The organism is Pseudorhodobacter sp. W20_MBD10_FR17 (assembly GCF_052119765.1).
Lineage (GTDB): Bacteria > Pseudomonadota > Alphaproteobacteria > Rhodobacterales > Rhodobacteraceae > Pseudorhodobacter.
Genome location: NZ_JBGQOQ010000019.1, coordinates 67,444 through 84,994, shown reverse-complemented (window position 1 = coordinate 84,994; position 17,551 = coordinate 67,444). Strand labels below are relative to the sequence as shown.

At 56.4% G+C, this 17,551-nt stretch carries 19 protein-coding genes and 1 other RNA gene; 13 read left to right on the top strand and 7 right to left on the bottom strand.

What is annotated here, in order from left to right:
- Window positions 1-61 precede the first annotated feature (61 nt).
- The 3 genes from ACEN2J_RS13605 to ACEN2J_RS13595 all read left to right on the top strand — a co-directional run bounded on the left by ACEN2J_RS13605 (window position 62) and on the right by ACEN2J_RS13595 (window position 1,957).
- Complete coding sequence (locus ACEN2J_RS13605; RefSeq protein WP_442106642.1) at window positions 62-433, top strand: helix-turn-helix transcriptional regulator; 372 nt, start codon at window positions 62-64, stop codon at window positions 431-433.
- A gap of 501 nt (window positions 434-934) precedes the next feature.
- Window positions 935-1,540, top strand: coding sequence for a TetR family transcriptional regulator C-terminal domain-containing protein (locus ACEN2J_RS13600; protein WP_442106640.1), 606 nt, complete (start codon window positions 935-937; stop codon window positions 1,538-1,540).
- A 96-nt stretch (window positions 1,541-1,636) separates the two neighbouring features.
- On the top strand, window positions 1,637-1,957 hold the full coding sequence (locus ACEN2J_RS13595; protein WP_442106638.1) for a hypothetical protein: 321 nt from the start codon (window positions 1,637-1,639) through the stop codon (window positions 1,955-1,957).
- Between the two features lie 14 nt (window positions 1,958-1,971).
- On the opposite strand, the gene preA is transcribed toward ACEN2J_RS13595, so the two are convergent.
- Window positions 1,972-3,273: an NAD-dependent dihydropyrimidine dehydrogenase subunit PreA gene (preA, locus tag ACEN2J_RS13590; RefSeq protein WP_442106636.1), complete on the bottom strand. Its 1,302-nt coding sequence runs from the start codon at window positions 3,271-3,273 to the stop codon at window positions 1,972-1,974.
- 9 nt (window positions 3,274-3,282) lie between these two features.
- Window positions 3,283-4,596, bottom strand: coding sequence for an NAD(P)-dependent oxidoreductase (locus ACEN2J_RS13585; RefSeq protein ID WP_442106634.1), 1,314 nt, complete (start codon window positions 4,594-4,596; stop codon window positions 3,283-3,285).
- A gap of 219 nt (window positions 4,597-4,815) precedes the next feature.
- On the opposite strand from ACEN2J_RS13585, the gene accB reads away from it, so the two are divergent.
- From accB to aat, 3 genes are read left to right on the top strand one after another with little or no spacing between them, the layout of a single operon-like run.
- Entirely contained in the window at window positions 4,816-5,304 is a 489-nt protein-coding gene (gene accB, locus ACEN2J_RS13580) for an acetyl-CoA carboxylase biotin carboxyl carrier protein (RefSeq protein WP_442106633.1), read from the top strand.
- A gap of 10 nt (window positions 5,305-5,314) precedes the next feature.
- On the top strand, window positions 5,315-6,667 hold the full coding sequence (gene accC / locus ACEN2J_RS13575) for an acetyl-CoA carboxylase biotin carboxylase subunit (RefSeq protein WP_442106632.1): 1,353 nt from the start codon (window positions 5,315-5,317) through the stop codon (window positions 6,665-6,667).
- A 48-nt stretch (window positions 6,668-6,715) separates the two neighbouring features.
- Window positions 6,716-7,357 carry a leucyl/phenylalanyl-tRNA--protein transferase gene (gene aat / locus ACEN2J_RS13570; RefSeq protein WP_442106630.1) on the top strand — a complete coding sequence of 214 codons (642 nt, stop codon included), beginning with the start codon at window positions 6,716-6,718 and terminating at the stop codon, window positions 7,355-7,357.
- On the opposite strand, the gene ACEN2J_RS13565 is transcribed toward aat, so the two are convergent.
- The 5 genes from ACEN2J_RS13565 to ACEN2J_RS13545 form a co-directional block, all read right to left on the bottom strand.
- Window positions 7,321-7,680, bottom strand: a complete 360-nt coding sequence (locus ACEN2J_RS13565; RefSeq protein WP_442106628.1) for a DUF2155 domain-containing protein — start codon at window positions 7,678-7,680, stop codon at window positions 7,321-7,323. The two genes, aat and ACEN2J_RS13565, sit on opposite strands and share 37 nt — an antisense overlap.
- Window positions 7,681-7,700: 20 nt before the next feature.
- A complete protein-coding gene (locus ACEN2J_RS13560) occupies window positions 7,701-8,075 on the bottom strand; it encodes an NADH:ubiquinone oxidoreductase subunit NDUFA12 (RefSeq protein ID WP_442106627.1) in 375 nt (124 codons plus the stop codon).
- Between the two features lie 112 nt (window positions 8,076-8,187).
- Window positions 8,188-9,453 carry an ATP-dependent Clp protease ATP-binding subunit ClpX gene (gene clpX / locus ACEN2J_RS13555; protein ID WP_442106625.1) on the bottom strand — a complete coding sequence of 422 codons (1,266 nt, stop codon included), beginning with the start codon at window positions 9,451-9,453 and terminating at the stop codon, window positions 8,188-8,190.
- Between the two features lie 114 nt (window positions 9,454-9,567).
- Window positions 9,568-10,200 (bottom strand): ATP-dependent Clp protease proteolytic subunit, encoded by a 633-nt coding sequence (locus tag ACEN2J_RS13550; protein WP_442106623.1) that lies wholly within the window; start codon window positions 10,198-10,200, stop codon window positions 9,568-9,570.
- Between the two features lie 291 nt (window positions 10,201-10,491).
- Window positions 10,492-11,784 carry an ATP-binding protein gene (locus tag ACEN2J_RS13545; RefSeq protein ID WP_442106622.1) on the bottom strand — a complete coding sequence of 431 codons (1,293 nt, stop codon included), beginning with the start codon at window positions 11,782-11,784 and terminating at the stop codon, window positions 10,492-10,494.
- 62 nt (window positions 11,785-11,846) lie between these two features.
- Between ACEN2J_RS13545 and ACEN2J_RS13540 the strand changes: the two genes are divergently transcribed.
- From ACEN2J_RS13540 to ACEN2J_RS13510, 7 genes are all read left to right on the top strand, one after another.
- Window positions 11,847-12,734 (top strand): MBL fold metallo-hydrolase, encoded by an 888-nt coding sequence (locus ACEN2J_RS13540; protein WP_442106620.1) that lies wholly within the window; start codon window positions 11,847-11,849, stop codon window positions 12,732-12,734.
- Between the two features lie 4 nt (window positions 12,735-12,738).
- Window positions 12,739-13,095: a transfer-messenger RNA gene (gene ssrA / locus ACEN2J_RS13535) on the top strand.
- A gap of 195 nt (window positions 13,096-13,290) precedes the next feature.
- A complete protein-coding gene (locus ACEN2J_RS13530; RefSeq protein WP_442106619.1) occupies window positions 13,291-13,692 on the top strand; it encodes a rhodanese-like domain-containing protein in 402 nt (133 codons plus the stop codon).
- 246 nt (window positions 13,693-13,938) lie between these two features.
- Window positions 13,939-14,442: an aggregation factor core gene (locus ACEN2J_RS13525; RefSeq protein ID WP_442106617.1), complete on the top strand. Its 504-nt coding sequence runs from the start codon at window positions 13,939-13,941 to the stop codon at window positions 14,440-14,442.
- 25 nt (window positions 14,443-14,467) lie between these two features.
- On the top strand, window positions 14,468-16,000 hold the full coding sequence (locus ACEN2J_RS13520) for a cryptochrome/photolyase family protein (protein WP_442106615.1): 1,533 nt from the start codon (window positions 14,468-14,470) through the stop codon (window positions 15,998-16,000).
- Window positions 16,001-16,213: 213 nt separating this feature from the next.
- On the top strand, window positions 16,214-16,747 hold the full coding sequence (locus ACEN2J_RS13515; protein ID WP_442106613.1) for a DUF1697 domain-containing protein: 534 nt from the start codon (window positions 16,214-16,216) through the stop codon (window positions 16,745-16,747).
- A gap of 58 nt (window positions 16,748-16,805) precedes the next feature.
- The gene (locus ACEN2J_RS13510) at window positions 16,806-17,525 is read left to right on the top strand and encodes a phytochelatin synthase family protein (protein WP_442106611.1); all 720 of its coding nucleotides are present in this window, start codon (window positions 16,806-16,808) and stop codon (window positions 17,523-17,525) included.
- The last annotated feature ends 26 nt before the right edge of the window (window positions 17,526-17,551 follow it).

The following is a 17,551-nucleotide window of genomic DNA, read 5'->3' as shown; positions in this document are numbered from 1 at the left end:
TTCTCACGCCTAGCCGATCTCGTCGAGGGAGCCCGCATCGCAACGTCGCCGCCAGACACTTATGGGTAACTGCAAGGCTGGCGCACCGCTTACCTTGCGGGAATACCGCAGCCTGCTGCACCGCAATACCAAAGTTGAGCGCGAACTCGGCATTGCCTCTGGCGCCTTTCAAGAAGTGATAACCGATCATTTTTTCCGCTGGAGCCTCACAGCGGCCGAACGTGACGTGGCACTATTTTTAATCAAAGGCTTAGCCGTGGCCGACATCGCCGCATTGCGCCAAACCCGTGACGGCACGATCAAAGCCCAATCCGCCGCGATTTACCGCAAGGCCGGCGTCTCTAGCCGGTCCGAGCTGATCTCGGTGATGGTCGAGGAATTGATCCAAGGCCTAATCACGCCAAACCCAGCCAGCTCTGGCCTTTCATCCTGAACCACATAGCCTACTCAACCCTGAGATTTCATCTTCATTTCAACAAAACACATCGACAATCGCCTGCGTTGATCACGTTATGCTCTCCCCCCCTTCACTGCGCCTGCAGGCACCAATACCACACACAGCACCTCCCACCTCCTCCAACGCATCTGTCAATCAGTGATGGCAGCGATCACATATCCAAGCCCTCGCCACCCTGTCTCAGCGCTGGGGCCAAAATCAAACCGGGTCACGCGCACCCGAGAGTCATCAATCAATACGGTTGCTTGGCAAGTTGTCCTTATCGTCGTTGGGCCATTGTTTCCTAAGAATGCTATTCTCAGGTTAAGTTCCGGCTAATTTTTATTGGCTTTCAATATGTAAAAAATAATGTGAATTTAAATCGGACGCGCTTTTGCGCCCATGGCAAGGGCAGCGCATAAGGTTTGACCCCTTCCCCAACTCAGGCTAATATCGCCCTCCCGCCAGGCGATAGCCGGCCCCTTCGCAGGACCAAATATGAGCCGCCCGCAAACACGAATCCAGCAGAAAAACTCAAACACCATCCTTGATGCGGCGCTCGATGTTTTTTCCGCCAACGGGTTTCGCGGTGCCACCCTAGATCAAATCGCCGAGGTGGCGGGCCTTTCCAAACCGAACCTGCTCTATTATTTTCCCTCCAAAGAGGCGATCCACAACACGCTCCTGAGCCAACTCCTTACCACTTGGCTTGACCCTTTGCGCGCGATGGACCCTGCGGGCGACCCCTTGGTTGAGATCATGGCCTATGTTCGAAAAAAGCTGGAAATCAGCCAGAACTTTCCGCGCGAAAGCCGCCTTTTTGCAAACGAAGTCTTGCACGGCGCCCCCCATTTGCGCGCCGCGATTGAGGGCGAGTTGAAAGATCTGGTCGATGAAAAGACCGCCGTTTTGCAAGCGTGGATGGATAGCGGAAAAATTGCGGCTCTTCCCCCTGTTCATCTGATTTTCTCAATCTGGGCGCTGACCCAGCATTACGCCGATTTCGACGTGCAGGTCCGCGCCGTGCTCGGCCCCGACCACGACCCTTTTGCCGAGGCTGAGGCCTTTCTGGAAATATTGTTCCGGCGCCTGTTAACAGTGTAAATTCGCTAAAATCCTGCACATTTCGGGCAAGAAATACGGCGTAATTTTTGCTAGACTATCCTAAGGCGGGGGCCTCACCGGAAATGGATAGCACCAATGGATTTCCCAACTTCAACGCGCACCTCGGTGCCGCAGCCAACGACTATTGAAATACAAAAGCCAATAGCTTCACTCGCTGAAACCACGGTTCTTCCCGCGCCCCTTAGCGTGGATGAGGCGCGCAAGGCCGCCGTAACGGCTTTGGAGCCGCGCGAAAAAACGGCCATCATCCGCGCCCTTTTGGCAAACCCGCCCGCCTCGGCCGAGGCCCTTAGCCTCGCGACGCAAATCGCGGCCCAATCTCAACAAGCCTTGAAAGGCTACAGCACAGCCTTAGAGACCATGGGGTCGGCGCTGCACCCAGCCGAAAAAACCTAGGCGCAGCGGCATTTTTATTCGGCTGCCGTCACGCTGGGGTTATTCGGATGTGTGGTCCAATTGGCATAATCGCCCACTGTCTTACCCGTCCGCGGGTCGACGGCCCCTTTCGGCATTTCTTCCATCGTGATGCAGCCTTCGACGGGGCACACATTTACACAGAGGTTGCAGGCAACACATTCGTCATCCATCACCTCAAAAACCCGATCTTCACTCATTGAGATCGCTTGATGGCTTGTATCTTCACAGGCCGCATAGCACCGCCCACAAGAAATACAGGCATCTTGGTCAATCTTGGCTTTTGACACCGCATTCAGGTTCAAGAACTGCCAATCCGTCACGTTCGGCACCGCGCGGCCCACCAGATCGGCGGTCGAGATCATACCCTTTTCATCCATATATTGCGACAGGCCGGAAATCATTTCCTCAACGATTTTAAACCCATAGGTCATGGCCGCCGTGCAAACCTGCACATTGCCCGCGCCAAGCGCCATAAACTCTGCCGCGTCACGCCATGTTGTTACGCCGCCAATTCCCGAGATTGGCATCCCCCGCGTCTCGGCGCTGCGCGCAATCTCGGCCACCATGTTCAGCGCAATCGGCTTCACCGCTGGCCCACAATAGCCACCATGCGTACCTTTGCCGTCAATCATCGGCTCGGGTGCAAAGCTGTCCAAATTCACCGAAGTAATCGAGTTGATCGTGTTGATCAGAGACACCGCATCCGCGCCGCCACGTTTTGCCGCCTCGGCAGGTTTGCGAATATCGGAAATATTCGGCGTCAATTTCACGATACATGGCATACGCGAATGCTGCTTAACCCAGCGCGTCACCATCTCGATATACTCTGGCACCTGCCCCACAGCCGATCCCATTCCCCGTTCGGCCATCCCATGCGGGCAACCAAAGTTCAGTTCTACGCCATCGGCCTCCGTATCCTCGATCCGCTTCAAAATATCCTTCCACGACTCTTCATCGCAGGGAACCATCAAAGAAATGATTAACGCGCGGTCTTTATAATCACGTTTGACCGATTTAATTTCGCGCAAGTTCACCTCTAGCGGGCGGTCCGTGATCAATTCGATGTTGTTCAGCCCCAGCAAACGCCGGTCTGCCCCCCAGATCGCGCCATAGCGCGGGCCATTCACGTTCACCACGGGCGGCCCCTCAGAGCCAAGGGTTTTCCAAACCACCCCGCCCCAGCCCGCCTCAAACGCGCGGCGCACGTTATATTCCTTATCCGTTGGCGGGGCCGAGGCCAGCCAAAACGGGTTGGGGGATTTTATGCCGATGAAATTCGTTGTCAGATCTGCCATAATAGCCCCCTACGCCCCAAAACTTGCATGAATAGCCTCTGCCGCATCGCGACCTTCGGCAACGGCGGTCACGGTTAGATCTTCGCCGCCCGCAGCGCAATCGCCGCCGGTCCAAACCCGCGCCAAGGGTTGCAGATCCAGCTTTGGCCCTGCCATCCCGTCGGGCGCAACCAGTGTTTGCCCAATCGCCTTGAACACCTGATCGGCGGTCAGCGTGAAGGTATCGTCCAACAGCTTCAACCCGTCCGGCCCGTCCTCGGTATAGGCAAACTCAACCGCCGACACGGTGCCGCCTTTGCCAATCACCTCAACGGGTGCGGCATTGCAGATAATCCGCACGCCCACCTGCTGCGCGTGGTCTTGCTCATGCACGCTAGCGCTCATTTTTTCTTGGCCGCGCCGGTAGACGATGGTGACGTTCTGCGCCCCCAAAAGGCGCGACTGCACAGCGGCATCAACAGCAGTCATCCCGCCGCCAATCACCACCACATCGCGGCCAATCGGCAGCTTTTCCTTATCCGGCTGTTGGCGCAACTCGGCAATAAAATCAACAGCATCGCGCACACCTGCTACATCTTCGCCAACGGCCCGCAGCGCGTTCACACCAGCCAGACCGATGCCCAAAAACACGGCGTCATACTCGGCCCGCAAACTGTCCAAGCTGACATCACGGCCCAGTTCTACCCCTGTCTGCACCGTGATTCCCCCGATTTTCAGCAACCACTCCACCTCGGCTTGGGCAAAATCATGCGGCGCCTTATAACTCGCAATGCCGTATTCGTTCAGACCACCCGGCTTTTCATTGCGGTCCATCATCACCACATCATGCCCGTGCAAAGCCAAGCGGTGCGCCGCGGCCAGCCCCGCAGGCCCCGCGCCAACGACCGCCACCTTCTTGCCCGTGGGGACCGCGCGCGTAAACGGATGCACCCCCGCCGCCATCACGCGGTCAGTCGCAAAACGCTGCAAACGGCCAATTTCAACCGGCTTGCCCTCGGCCATCTCGCGCACGCAGACCTCTTCGCACAGCTGCTCGGTCGGGCAGACCCGCGCGCACATGCCGCCCAGAATGTTCTGATCCCAAATGGTTTTCGCGGCCGCCTCGGGCGTACCGGTCGCAATTTGGCGAATGAACAAAGGAATATCAATGCTGGTCGGGCAGGCCGTCATGCAGGGCGCATCATGGCAAAAATAGCAGCGATCCGCCGCCACATGCGCCTCATGCCCATCAAGAGCCGGTTCCAGATCATCAAAGTTACTTGCATAGGCCTCGGCGATAAGGCGGCCCGGAACAATTCCAGGCGTCAGCGGGGTGTTGGACAAAGTTTGGCCCTCCGGTTGCTACGATTTCAAAAGGCTGCCACAGGTCAAATATTTTATCAAATGGTAAATTTTAAAATTCGTGATTTTTTGTCAAACCCTGCCACGTGTAACTCGTGCTTTTCACCAAAGCTTCCCTAGAGTATAAAGACCCCACATCATTCGGGACAGGCAAGCCGAAACTTGTCGAAATCACCCGGAAACCCGATACTCGAGGACAGTATGAGCAAACATTCGACAGACGCAGACGTAGCCTTTATCAAGGCGCTGGCCGAAATTCTGAACACCCATGAATTGACCGAAATCTCGGTTAAACGTGATTACGCCGAGGATGACAGCCTTGATGTGCGTGTTGTAAAACAGGCAAATGTGGTCACCATGGCACAGGCACCGATGATGGCCCAAGCGATGCCCGCAGCCATGCCGTCTGCTGGCGCGCCAATGGCCGCTGCGATTAACGATGATCCGGCCCAACACCCGGGCGCGTTGACCTCGCCAATGGTTGGCACGGCCTATCTGTCGGCCGAGCCAGGTGCGAAACCGTTTGTCGTGATTGGCGATAAGGTGGCCGAGGGCGATACGGTTCTGATCATCGAAGCGATGAAAACCATGAACCACATCCCCGCCACCCGCTCGGGCACGGTAAAACGGATCTTGTTCGAAGACGGCAGCGCTGTCGAATATGGCGCCCCCTTGATGATCATCGAATAAGGGGCACACCATGTTTGACAAGATCCTGATCGCCAACCGGGGGGAAATTGCCCTTCGCGTTATCCGCGCCTGCCGCGAAATGGGGATCGCCTCTGTCGCTGTGCATTCCACCGCCGATAGTGACGCCATGCATGTGCGCATGGCGGATGAAAGCATTTGCATCGGCCCGGCATCCTCAACCGACAGCTACCTTAACAAGGCCGCGATCATCTCGGCGTGTGAGATTACGGGCGCCCAAGCTGTCCACCCCGGCTACGGCTTTTTGTCCGAAAATGAGGCGTTTGCCCAAGCGCTAGAAGATCACGACATCACCTTTATCGGCCCGTCGGCGGAACATATCCGCATTATGGGCGATAAAATTACCGCCAAAGAAACTGCTGCGGCCCTCGGCATTCCGGTCGTGCCGGGTTCTGCGGGTGGCGTTGCCAGCTATGAAGATGCGATTGGTGTGGCCGAAGGTATCGGCTTTCCAGTCATCATCAAGGCCACGGCAGGCGGCGGCGGGCGTGGTATGAAAGTCGCCAAAAACGCCAAAGAACTGGAAATCGCCTTCCGCACAGCGCGGAGTGAAGCAAAAGCCGCCTTTGGCAATGACGAAGTCTATATCGAGAAATACCTGCAAAAGCCGCGCCATATTGAAATTCAGGTGTTTGGCGATGGCAAAGGCAATGCGGTGCATTTGGGTGAGCGCGATTGTTCGCTGCAACGCCGCCACCAAAAGGTGTTTGAGGAGGCCCCAGGCCCCGCAATCACCCCCGAATTGCGCGCTAAAATCGGCCAAATCTGTGCCGATGCGGTTGCCAAGATCAACTATATCGGCGCGGGCACGGTTGAGTTTCTGTATGAGGACGGCGAATTCTTCTTCATTGAGATGAACACCCGCCTTCAGGTCGAACACCCCGTCACCGAGGCGATTTTTGGTGTCGACCTTGTGCGCGAACAAATCCGCGTTGCGGCCGGTTTGGGCATGTCGTTCACCCAAGACGAGCTGGAAATCAACGGCCACGCAATTGAGGTACGGATCAACGCCGAAAAGCTGCCGAATTTCGCACCCTGCCCTGGCAAAGTGCGCACCTTCCACGCGCCCGGCGGCCTTGGTGTGCGGATGGATTCGGCACTCTATGGCGGCTATTCGATCCCGCCATATTACGACAGCCTTATTGGCAAACTGATCGTCCACGGCCGTGACCGGCCCGAGGCCTTGGCTCGCCTACACCGCGCCCTGGGAGAGTTGATCATCGACGGGATCGATACCACCGTCCCTTTGTTCCACGCACTTTTGGCCGAGCCCGATGTGCAAACCGGTGACTACAACATCCACTGGCTGGAAAAATGGCTTGATGCCCAGCTTGGCCAGCACTGAAACTTTGGGGGGCCGCAACGCCCCCCGACTTCAGTAGCACCTTTGCCTATGTCAGACCCTATAACCCCAGAGCTTTTACTCTCCGCCTATGCCGCCGGTGTATTTCCGATGGCCGAAAGTAGTACATCCTCTGAAATGCACTGGGTCGATCCAAGCCGTCGCGGGATCTTTGACTTGGACAAGTTCCATATTTCACGCAGTCTTTCGCAGCGCATTGCGCGGTGTAATTACACCATCAAAACAGACTTCGATTTTGCCGCCACGGTTACCGCCTGTGCCGACCGGCCTGAAACTTGGATCAACGCCGAAATTTTCGCCCTCTATCAGGCGCTGCACAAAGCAGGTTTTGCCCATAGTCTAGAGGTGTGGGAAGGCCCCGATCTGGTGGGCGGCGTTTACGGCGTCACGCTCGGCTCGGCCTTTTTTGGTGAGAGCATGTTTTCACGCCGTACCGATGCGTCAAAAATCGCGCTGGCTTGGTTGGTCCATCGGCTGAAGTCGGGTGGGTTTACGCTTTTTGATACCCAGTTCATCACACCCCACCTCGCCTCGCTCGGGGCGATTGAGATTTCAAGAGATGAGTACCATGTGCGGTTGGATGCGGCGCTCCATCGCTCAGCCAGCTTTGCACCAAAGAATTACGCGCCGACGCCTCAGTTGGTCAGGCAGCGCAAAACCCAAACGTCATAGCGTGGATGGTCCATGGCCGACAGCGCGGGGCTGCTTGCGATCATCCATCCAGTAAATGCTGGTTTATCCATAAGCGCGTCTAAAATTGTCAGATGCGCATAGGCTTCGGTCGGGCTGTCATCGGCGGGATAGCGGCATTCATCCAACTGAATAGACAACCGCCCGTTGCGTGCCTGCTGCCCGCGCGCAAGTTCGATATCACCGCTCTCGCCCGACACCTTGTCCAGCCACCGCACCACGCCGCCAGGCGCGCTGACAGCCGTTTGCGACTGTGCAGACGTCGCACAAAACACGGCCAGCAAAACTGCGGTGAAACGGATCATTTTACGTGCCCTGCAACCGATTATTCCGGCTGCCACGCATCATAATCACTGCGCGCTGCGGGCATAGGCCTGCGAATAGACCCAGTTGGCGCATAGGCCGCGTCAGTCCCCGTCAAGTTTTCCAAATGCGGCTTTTCCCATGCTTTGTGGACCAGCGGCTTATCGCTCGGTGTCTCATCCCATGTGAAATGTAGCCAGCCATGCCAATCGGGGCTAACCCGTGTGGCCTCCATCTCGCCGTTGTAAATCACCCAGCGGCGTTTGCCATCGGCGGTTTTGTAATAGATATTCCCCTGCGAATCTTCACCCACCTTAACGCCTTTGCGCCAAGTGAAAATCTGTGTGCTGATGGTTTGGCTGTTCCACCAAGTCAGCAGACGTTTGAGGAAATACATCACGGGCCTCCGGGTTCGTTTCACTGTGGTATATGGCGTAAGGCGCGGCCAAGGTCCAGCCTCAACCTGTGCGCCGAAAAAAGGCAGGCCCTGAAAGGCCTGCCCCTATTGCTTAGCCCGCGCTCGCAGGTTCTTTTTTCTTACGGTCAGTATGAACCAACAGCGGTTTTGCACCCGAATTCACGGCTTCTTCATTGACAACAACCTCTTGCACGTCACTCAGGCCCGGCAGTTCAAACATGGTATCCAACAGGATATCTTCCATGATCGACCGCAAGCCCCGCGCACCGGTTTTCCGCTTGATTGCGCGTTTCGCAATCGCGGTCAACGCATCAGCGGTAAAGGTCAGCTGCGTACCCTCAATATCAAACAAGCGTTGATACTGCTTGACCAAGGCATTCTTTGGCTGCGTCAAAATCGTAATCAACGCGGCCTCATCAAGGTCGGTCAAGGTGGCCAGCACGGGCAAACGGCCCACAAATTCAGGGATAAGCCCGAATTTCAGCAGATCTTCCGGCTCCAGCTCTTGGAACATTTCACCCACGCCGCGCGCATCGGGATCTTTGACCTCGGCACCAAAGCCGATGCCTGAACCCTTGTTGCGCTGCGCAATGATCTTTTCCAAACCGGCAAACGCGCCACCACAGATGAACAGAATGTTCGTCGTATCCACTTGCAGGAATTCCTGCTGCGGATGCTTTCGGCCACCCTGCGGCGGCACAGATGCAACGGTACCTTCCATGATTTTCAGCAAAGCCTGCTGAACGCCTTCACCCGAAACATCCCGTGTGATCGAGGGGTTGTCCGATTTGCGCGTAATTTTATCAACTTCGTCGATATAAACGATGCCACGCTGCGCACGCTCAACATTATACTCAGACGCTTGCAGCAGCTTGAGGATGATGTTTTCAACATCTTCGCCCACATAACCCGCCTCGGTCAAAGTCGTTGCATCGGCCATCGTGAATGGCACGTCCAAAATCCGAGCCAGCGTTTGTGCCAGCAAGGTTTTACCGCAACCCGTCGGGCCGATGAGCAAAATGTTGGATTTCGCCAGCTCGATATCCGACTTAGACGAATGGTTCAGACGTTTGTAGTGGTTATGCACCGCCACCGCCAAAACCCGTTTCGCATGCACCTGCCCGATGACATAATCATCCAGCACTTTTGCAATATCCTTGGGCGTTGGCACGCCTTCTGTCGTCTTCAACCCGCTGGTTTTGGTCTCCTCGCGGATAATATCCATGCACAGCTCGACGCATTCATCACAGATGAAAACCGTCGGCCCCGCAATAAGCTTACGCACCTCATGCTGGCTCTTGCCACAAAATGAGCAATAGAGGGTGTTTTTACTGTCGCTGCTCGAACTCGTCGCCATTCTAATCCTCTGCCCTGCGTCGCTTAAAATCTGCTGGGGCCAAGTCTAGGCCAAGCCCCACGCCTTCACAATGTCAAATCGCCCCCAAACGTCATCACCTTTGGGGGCAAGGCTTTACTTGGCTTCTGACTCGGCTTTGCCGCGGTTTTCCAAAATCTCGTCGATCAGACCCCAAGCCTTGGCATCTTCGGCCGACATGAAGTTGTCACGCTCTAGCGCGGCCTCAACCGTCTCATAGTCATTGCCGGTGTGGCGCACATAGATTTCGTTCAACCGGCGCTTCAACTTCTCGGTTTCGCGCGCGTGGATCATAATGTCCGTCGCCTGCCCCTGATACCCCCCCGAAGGCTGGTGCACCATGACGCGGCTGTTGGGCAACGAGAACCGCATACCCTTTTGCCCAGCAGTCAACAACAACGACCCCATCGACGCGGCCTGACCAATCACAAGGGTCGAAACCTTGGGCTTGATATACTGCATCGTGTCATAGATCGACAGGCCGCTGGTCACTACGCCGCCGGGGCTGTTGATATACATCGAAATCTCTTTCGAAGGATTCTCGGCCTCAAGAAACAAAAGCTGGGCGCAAATCAGGCTCGACATGCCGTCATGCACGGGGCCCGACATGAAAATGATCCGCTCCTTAAGCATCCGGCTAAAGATGTCATAGGCGCGTTCGCCGCGGCTGGTTTGTTCCACAACCATGGGAACGAGGGTGTTCATGTAGTGATCGATTGGATCTTGCATCTGCGCCTGCCTGTTTATCTAAAGTAACGTATGTCCCAAAGGATTGCCTAAGTCTTAGTAGTGCGTGCCGCCCCCCGCAAGGGCATCGGAAAAATTCCCAATCTCAAAACGACACGCCGAAACCGGCACCCTCAAAACTTGCTTAACCCTGTCATGCCAAAACACCGTTAGCAAATGCTTAAGCTAAAAGCCCTTAAACTGAATTCAATGAGGCAAGTTTAAAAAATGTCCGCGCTGCCGACTATCCGCTGTCTTGGCCGATGGGCCACAGCGGCCCGAACAGAACCCGCCCTAACAAGCAATCAAAAACTCGGCCTTCAACCCGCCCAAATCTTGGCTTTTCGAAAGGATAAGCCTGCCGCCATGACTGCGGGCAATATCTTGGGTGATCGCGAGGCCAAGCCCCACCCCGCCGCCCTTGTTCGGGTCACGGGCCGCATCAAGGCGCGCAAACGGCGTCAAGGCCTCATCGCGTTGGCCCTCGGGTATGCCGGGGCCGTTATCTTCAACAATAACACGCAAATCTCGTTCGGTTTGCGCAAGGCTTACCCGCACTTGGCTGCCGAACCGCGCGCCGTTTCCAATCAAATTCTCAATCGCACGCATTACCGCCGCTGGCCGCAATTTAACATCGCCGCTGCCCGTTTGCGGCCCCAAAGACACAGGCAAACCGGCACGCATGGCATTGTCAACAATGCGTTTGATCAACTCTTTCGGGTTGGTCAGTTCGGCCTGCTCCGTCGCATCGCCCCGCGCAAAGGATAGAAACCCGTCTATCAAGCGCTGCATATCCGCCACATCGCGAAGCAAAGCCTCGGTTTCCTCATCCTCTGGCAGCATCGACAGCCCCAACCGCAGCCGCGTCAAAGGCGTGCGCAAATCATGGCTGATCCCCGACAGCATCATTGTGCGCTGCTCAATCTGGCGTTCAATCCGCGCCCGCATATCCAAAAATGCCTTGCCCGCAGCCCGCACCTCTAGCGCGCCGCGCGGCCGATAGCGAACAGCTTGCCCTTTGCCAAACGCCGCTGCCGCATCGGCCAGCTTGGTAATCGGGCGCAACTGATTGCGCAAAAAGACATAGGCAATAAACGTCATCAACACCGAGGTCGCGATCATCAAAACCAACAGCTGATGCGGGTTCGAGGCCGATACCCGCCCGCGATCCAGCATCAGCCACAGCGGCCCCTGTGCAGTATCGATCAGCATCTCCACACGTCTGGGGGCCGACAAAAGCTCGATACGCTGCACCCCCGGAACCATAGCGCGCAAGGTATTGATGACCTCTTTGCCAGAAAGATCAATCGCTTCGCGCACATCCCCCGTGCCGGTTTTTTGGGTTGGATACTCAACCATAAATCCCATGGCGGCAGCAAAACCTTCCCGCGCGCCATCCTCTTGCGCCAGCATATACTGGATTTCCAGCGCCACGCCCTCGGTCATCTGCTGGGTCACACGCTCGAAATGGCGCTGAATAAAGGCGACAGACACCACCAATTGGATCGTTACCACCGGCACAATCAAAATAAGCGCGGCCCGCCCGTACAGGCTGCGTGGCATAAGGTATTTAAGGTTGCTAAACATTGCAGCAGCCTAGCGCCACCGCCAAGATTACAAAAGCCCGAATAACGCCAAGGATCGCCCAAATGCCCAACAGCCCGTTCACAAACTTTGGTCATGGCTTGCGCCGCATCACAGCTCCGAATCCATCCCCGATGACGCTGCATGGCACAAACAGCTATCTGATCGGCACGGGCGAGGTGGCGCTGTTAGACCCCGGCCCCGATATCGCAGCCCATGCCACCGCCTTGCGAAACGCGCTGCATAAAGGCGAGAGGATCAGCCATATCTTTGTCACCCACGCCCATCTAGATCACTCCCCCCTCGCCCGCCCGATGGCGGCGGCATTGGGTGCGAAAATCTACGCTTACGGCCCCGCCACATCAGGCCGCAGCCCGCAAATGCAAGCGCTGGCAGATGCAGGGCTGATTGCAGGCGGCGAAGGCATAGATAGCACCTTTACCCCAGATATTATGCTGGCCGATGGCGATACCGTATCCCATGGCGATTGGTCGCTGACCGCGTTGCACACCCCCGGCCATCTGTCCAACCACCTGTGCTTTGCCTCCGGCACAACCCTGTTTTCGGGCGATCATGTGATGGGCTGGGCATCGTCGCTCGTCTCGCCCCCCGATGGTGATATGGCGGCTTATATGACCTCGACCCGCCGCCTTGCCGCGCAAAGCTGGCAGATCATCCACGCAGGCCACGGTGACGCCATCACCGCCCCCGCCAACCGCCTCGCCTTCCTGATCCACCACCGTGAGCAGCGCGAGACCGAGATTCTCGCCAAGCTCACCCAAGGCACCAGAACTGTCCAATCCCTGACCCAAGCGCTTTATGCCGATACGCCAGCAAGCCTGCATCCTGCGGCACAGCGCAACGTCCTCGCCCATCTGCTTGATCTTATTCAACAAGGCCGCGTCACCGCCCACCCCTCGCCTAGCTTTTCCGCCCAATACAGTTTGGCCTGATCACGCCCTTGCGCCGCCGTACCTGCGCCCCTATATTAGTCGTGTTCGGGCTTGCTCGGACTATGGCGATAAACGCACCTGTAATACACGGCTCGGACCCGGGGGCGGTACCCGGCGACTCCACCATTCCACCCGCTCATTTCGGGGGTTAGGGGTCGAAACAGGATCGACGAACGTTTAAAGAGGCCAGCTTTTGCTCGGTGAGTTACCACCGTTATCGGTACAAATCGTACAGTTGCAAATGACAACCGTGCTCCGATGGCAATGGCCGCGTAAGCGACCTGAACTATCGAAAACTAAGCCCTTGCACCTAGCAGTGTAAGGCGGGGTTCGGAGGTACCTGGCAACAGAAACCTCCACTTCCCACCCCAGAATCATACCCACAGCACACAAGCCGGACATGCAGCCCTGTTGTTTCAGCCGCATGAACCGCTACAGCATAACGCATAGGTTTACCCTGCCAGTCACCCGAATAGACGTGCAGAAACCTTGCCTTGGCGATGACAATCGCGTCCACATATAAAACATGTTCGAAATAACAGCACAGGAACGCGTTATGAAAAAACTGATGACAGGTGTCGCCGAGATGGTCGCAACGGCTCGCTCTCGCATCGAAGAAGTTGAGATTGCGGATCTGTTGGCCATGGTCGATGATCCGAATGTGGTGATCGTCGATCTGCGCGATATCCGCGAACGCCAGCGCAGCGGGTTCATTCCCGGCAGCTTTCACGCACCACGCGGCATGATCGAATTTTGGGTCGACCCAGACAGCCCCTATTTCAAGCCGATCTTTGGCGAAGATAAAAAATTCGTTTTTCACTGCGCTTCAGGCTGGCGATCTGCGCTGACCACGGCAACCTTGCAAGATATGGGGTTTGACGCGGCCCACCTGCGCGAAGGGTTTTCAGGCTGGGAAAAGCAAGGCCACCCGATTGAGCAGGTTGAAAAGAAAGACTGAACACGCCACGGCTTGGCTTTTGCCAGTTTTGAATGATCCAATAGCGGCCAAGACACGTATCAGACATATCAAGCACACAGCTGATGATAAACCTGAGAGGAGGCCGCGCATGTTTCGCCGTAGTTTTACTGCCAAGGCGGCGGGCAGCAGTTTCGTATGCCCGCCGATTTGGCGACAGCCGCGCGTTCGCCCCTTCAAGAACATTGGCCTTCAAGAACATTGGCCTTCAAAAACATTGGAATGACCATGAAAAAACTACCAATCGCCATCTGCGCGGCACTCTGCGCTGCGCCATCCTTTGCTGACGTCCGAGTTCAGTTTCTAGAAGGCGCGCCCAAGGATAGGTTCATCATCACAAATGAAGGCACCTGTGATATCGGGCCGGCCAAGCTGATTATCGACTTTGCCGCGTCAAATGCCGGCCTGATTTTCGACGTAACGGGTGCAGGCGCGGGTGTGGAGGTCTTCCAACCTTTTGAAGTGACCGAGGGCGCAGATCTGCTGGCCAGCCTGCCCGTGATCTCGGATGGCGATCAGACCGCGACGCTTTCCATGAATGGCTTTGGCACCGGTCAAAAAATTGCATTCACGATTGATGTCGATGACACAAAAGGCACGCGCGCCATCACTGTGTCAAATGACGAGATCAACGATGCGACAGTGTCCTTGACCGCCCAAGGCAAAACAGCTGTGGCCACTATGGGTGCAAAGGCCGAAGTCGTGTTGTCCACCGCCGCTTGCGCGTCTTGACGTCATTGCAAAACGGGGCGCCCAGATGAAACTTCGGTTAATCCTTGGCGATCAGTTGTCTTTGTGGGCATCAAGCCTGTCTGATGCCCACAAAGGCGATGTGATTTTGATCTGTGAGGTCCGCCAAGAGGCGACCTATGTGAAGCACCACAAAAAGAAGATCGTGTTCTTGTTCTCGGCGATGCGCCATTTCGCGCAGACACTTCGAGCGGAGGGGTTCAACGTCACCTACGTGACCTACGACGATCCCGAAAATACGGGGTCTTTGCGCGGTGAAGTGGCGCGGCTCATGGGCTTGCATGATATTGCCGAGGTGATCGTCACCGCCCCCGGCGAATACCGTTTACTGACCGATATGCAGGGCTGGTCGGATGCTTTAGGCGTGCCTGTCACAATCCGCCCCGACGACCGGTTTTTATGCGCAACGGATGAATTCGCCGCTTGGGCCAAGGGCCGCAAGCAACTGCGGATGGAGTATTTCTACCGTGACATGCGGCGCAAACATGCGGTGCTGATGAACGGTGACACCCCCGTTGGGGGGCAGTGGAATTATGATAGTGACAATCGCAAATCCCCACCCAAAAACCTGACAGTCCCCGCTCCCTTTCACGCGGATGTGGATGATATCACCCAAGACGTCATTGCACTGGTGGCCCAGCATTTCCCTGACCATTTCGGCGACATTCACCCGTTCCATTTTGCCGTGACCCGTGATGCGGCGTTGCAGGCCTTGGATATGTTCGTCGATGAACGGCTGCCGCTGTTTGGCGATTATCAAGATGCGATGATCCAAGATGAGCCTTGGATGTATCACAGCCACATCGGGCTTTATCTGAACTGCGGTCTGTTGACCCCGATGGAATGTATCGCCCGCGCCGAGGCCGCCTATCATGACGGCCGCGCGCCCCTGAACGCGGTTGAGGGGTTTATCCGGCAAATCCTAGGCTGGCGGGAATATGTGCGCGGCATTTATTGGCTGAAAATGCCGGACTATAAAACGATGAACGTCTTTGACGCCAAGCGCACGCTACCCGATTTTTACTGGACGGCAGACACGCAGATGAACTGCATGCACCAATGCATTTCCGAGACCAAGCGCCACGCCTATGCCCATCACATTCAACGCCTTATGGTCTTGGGCAACTTTGCCTTGATCGCGGGGCTAGACCCCGAGCAGGTGAATGAATGGTATCTGCTGGTCTATGCCGATGCCTATGAATGGGTCGAATTACCAAATGTGACCGGCATGATTTTGTTCGCCGATGGCGGCTTGATGGCGTCAAAGCCCTACGCGGCCAGCGGCACCTATATTAACAAAATGTCGAATTATTGCGGGTCTTGTCGCTACAGCCCCAGCGTAAAGAACGGCCCCAAAGCCTGCCCGTTCAACTATCTCTATTGGGATTTTATCGCCCGCAACGCAGACATATTACGCGGCAATCCACGGATGGGGTTTATGTATCAAAGCCTAGACCGCATGACAGATGATAAAAGACATGCGATCCGCGCAGATACTGACCGGTTTTTCAAAGAGATCGGGGCAGGTGAAAAAAACTGACCTGCGCCAGAAAATACGCCCTATTGTTCGTTCCCATTCAGCCTATGCTGCGCGTGATCACCTGCAAATCATCACAGTCAACGCGCCTATGGAGCACGACCTTTGGCTCATTCACCGCAAAGCCCGCATACTCGCCGCCCGCGAACACCGCTTGTCCCCGTCGCTGGGGGCTGTGCTTCAAACCCAAACATTACAGCCAAAGCCTGACCGCACATGGCCAAGTTCATCGCCCTGCTACGTGCCGTTAATGTTGGTGGCACAGGTATGCTGCCCATGTCCGATCTGCGCCGTATGGCGTCTGAAATAGGTTTTCTAGACGTGCAGACCTACATCCAATCGGGCAACCTTATCTTTACGCCGCCCGATCTTGCTCCCGATCCTGCGGCAGCGAAAACCGCGCTGGAATCGCGCCTGCAAACCCATGCGGGGGCACCAGTTTGCGTTATCCTGCGCACTGCCGCCGAAATGGTGGCCGTCTTGCGTGCCAATCCCTTTAAGGGCGCTGATCCAAGCAAGGTTGGCGTGCTGTTCCTGAACTCGGCCCCACCGCCCGATACAGCAAGCACCGCCAAAGGGCAGACGGAGGAGGAAATCGCCCTCAGCACCGCCGAAATTTTCATCCACTACCCCTCCGGCATGGGCCGCAGCAAACTGCGACTGCCCGCAATGGCGCAGGGCACCACCCGCAACCTGAACACCACAGCCACGCTTGCGCAAATGGCCGCTGATGCACCGAGGCCAACCTAACCTCTTGCCCAAGGCCAACATTCCGCTACCCTTCCTTGTGTAAAAACCGGAGCCAAACATGCGCCTTTCCCTCGCCCTCCTCTTCACAACCCTTGCCCTGCCCGCGATCGCCCAAGACGCACCCAAACTGGGGCCGAACGCCACGCCGATCACCAGCGACACCACCTTTCTGCGCACCAACCCCGCGCCCGATTACTGGGCCTTTTCCGCCTTTGTGAAACCGCAGTTCACCGCCTCGGCCTGTTCCATCGCCTCGGTAACTGCGGCCCTCAACGGCCTTAACGGCCTGCCCCCTTTGGCCGAAGAGCAAATCATGTCGCAACAATCCTTGCTGGCCCTGACAGGCAATGTCGAATGGCTGGCCCTGTCATCTGAGGACGGCGCAGGCGTTAAATTCGACCAACTGGCCAGTTTTACCCAGCAGGCGCTCACCGCCACGGGCAGCAAGAAAGTGGTTGACACCTTTCACCCCAAAGATGCCGCCGGCGCGGATGAGATGCGCAAACTGCTGACGGAAAACGAAGCCTCGGCCGATGACGCCCTGTTGGTCTACTTCAACCAAGGCGTGGTGACCGGCGATTGGGACGGCCCGCATATCTCGTTGATCGGCGCCTATGATGCGCAATCCGACCGCGTGCTGATCCTTGAAGTCGATCAAGATTGGTACATCCCCTATTGGACCCCCGCCTCGGTGCTGCTTGACGCGATGCTAAAACCCACCTCTGCCGATCATGGCCCGCTGCTGGGCGAAACCGGCGGCTTTGTTTATATCCACTAAAGGCTTGCGCGGCCGCACCGGCCGCG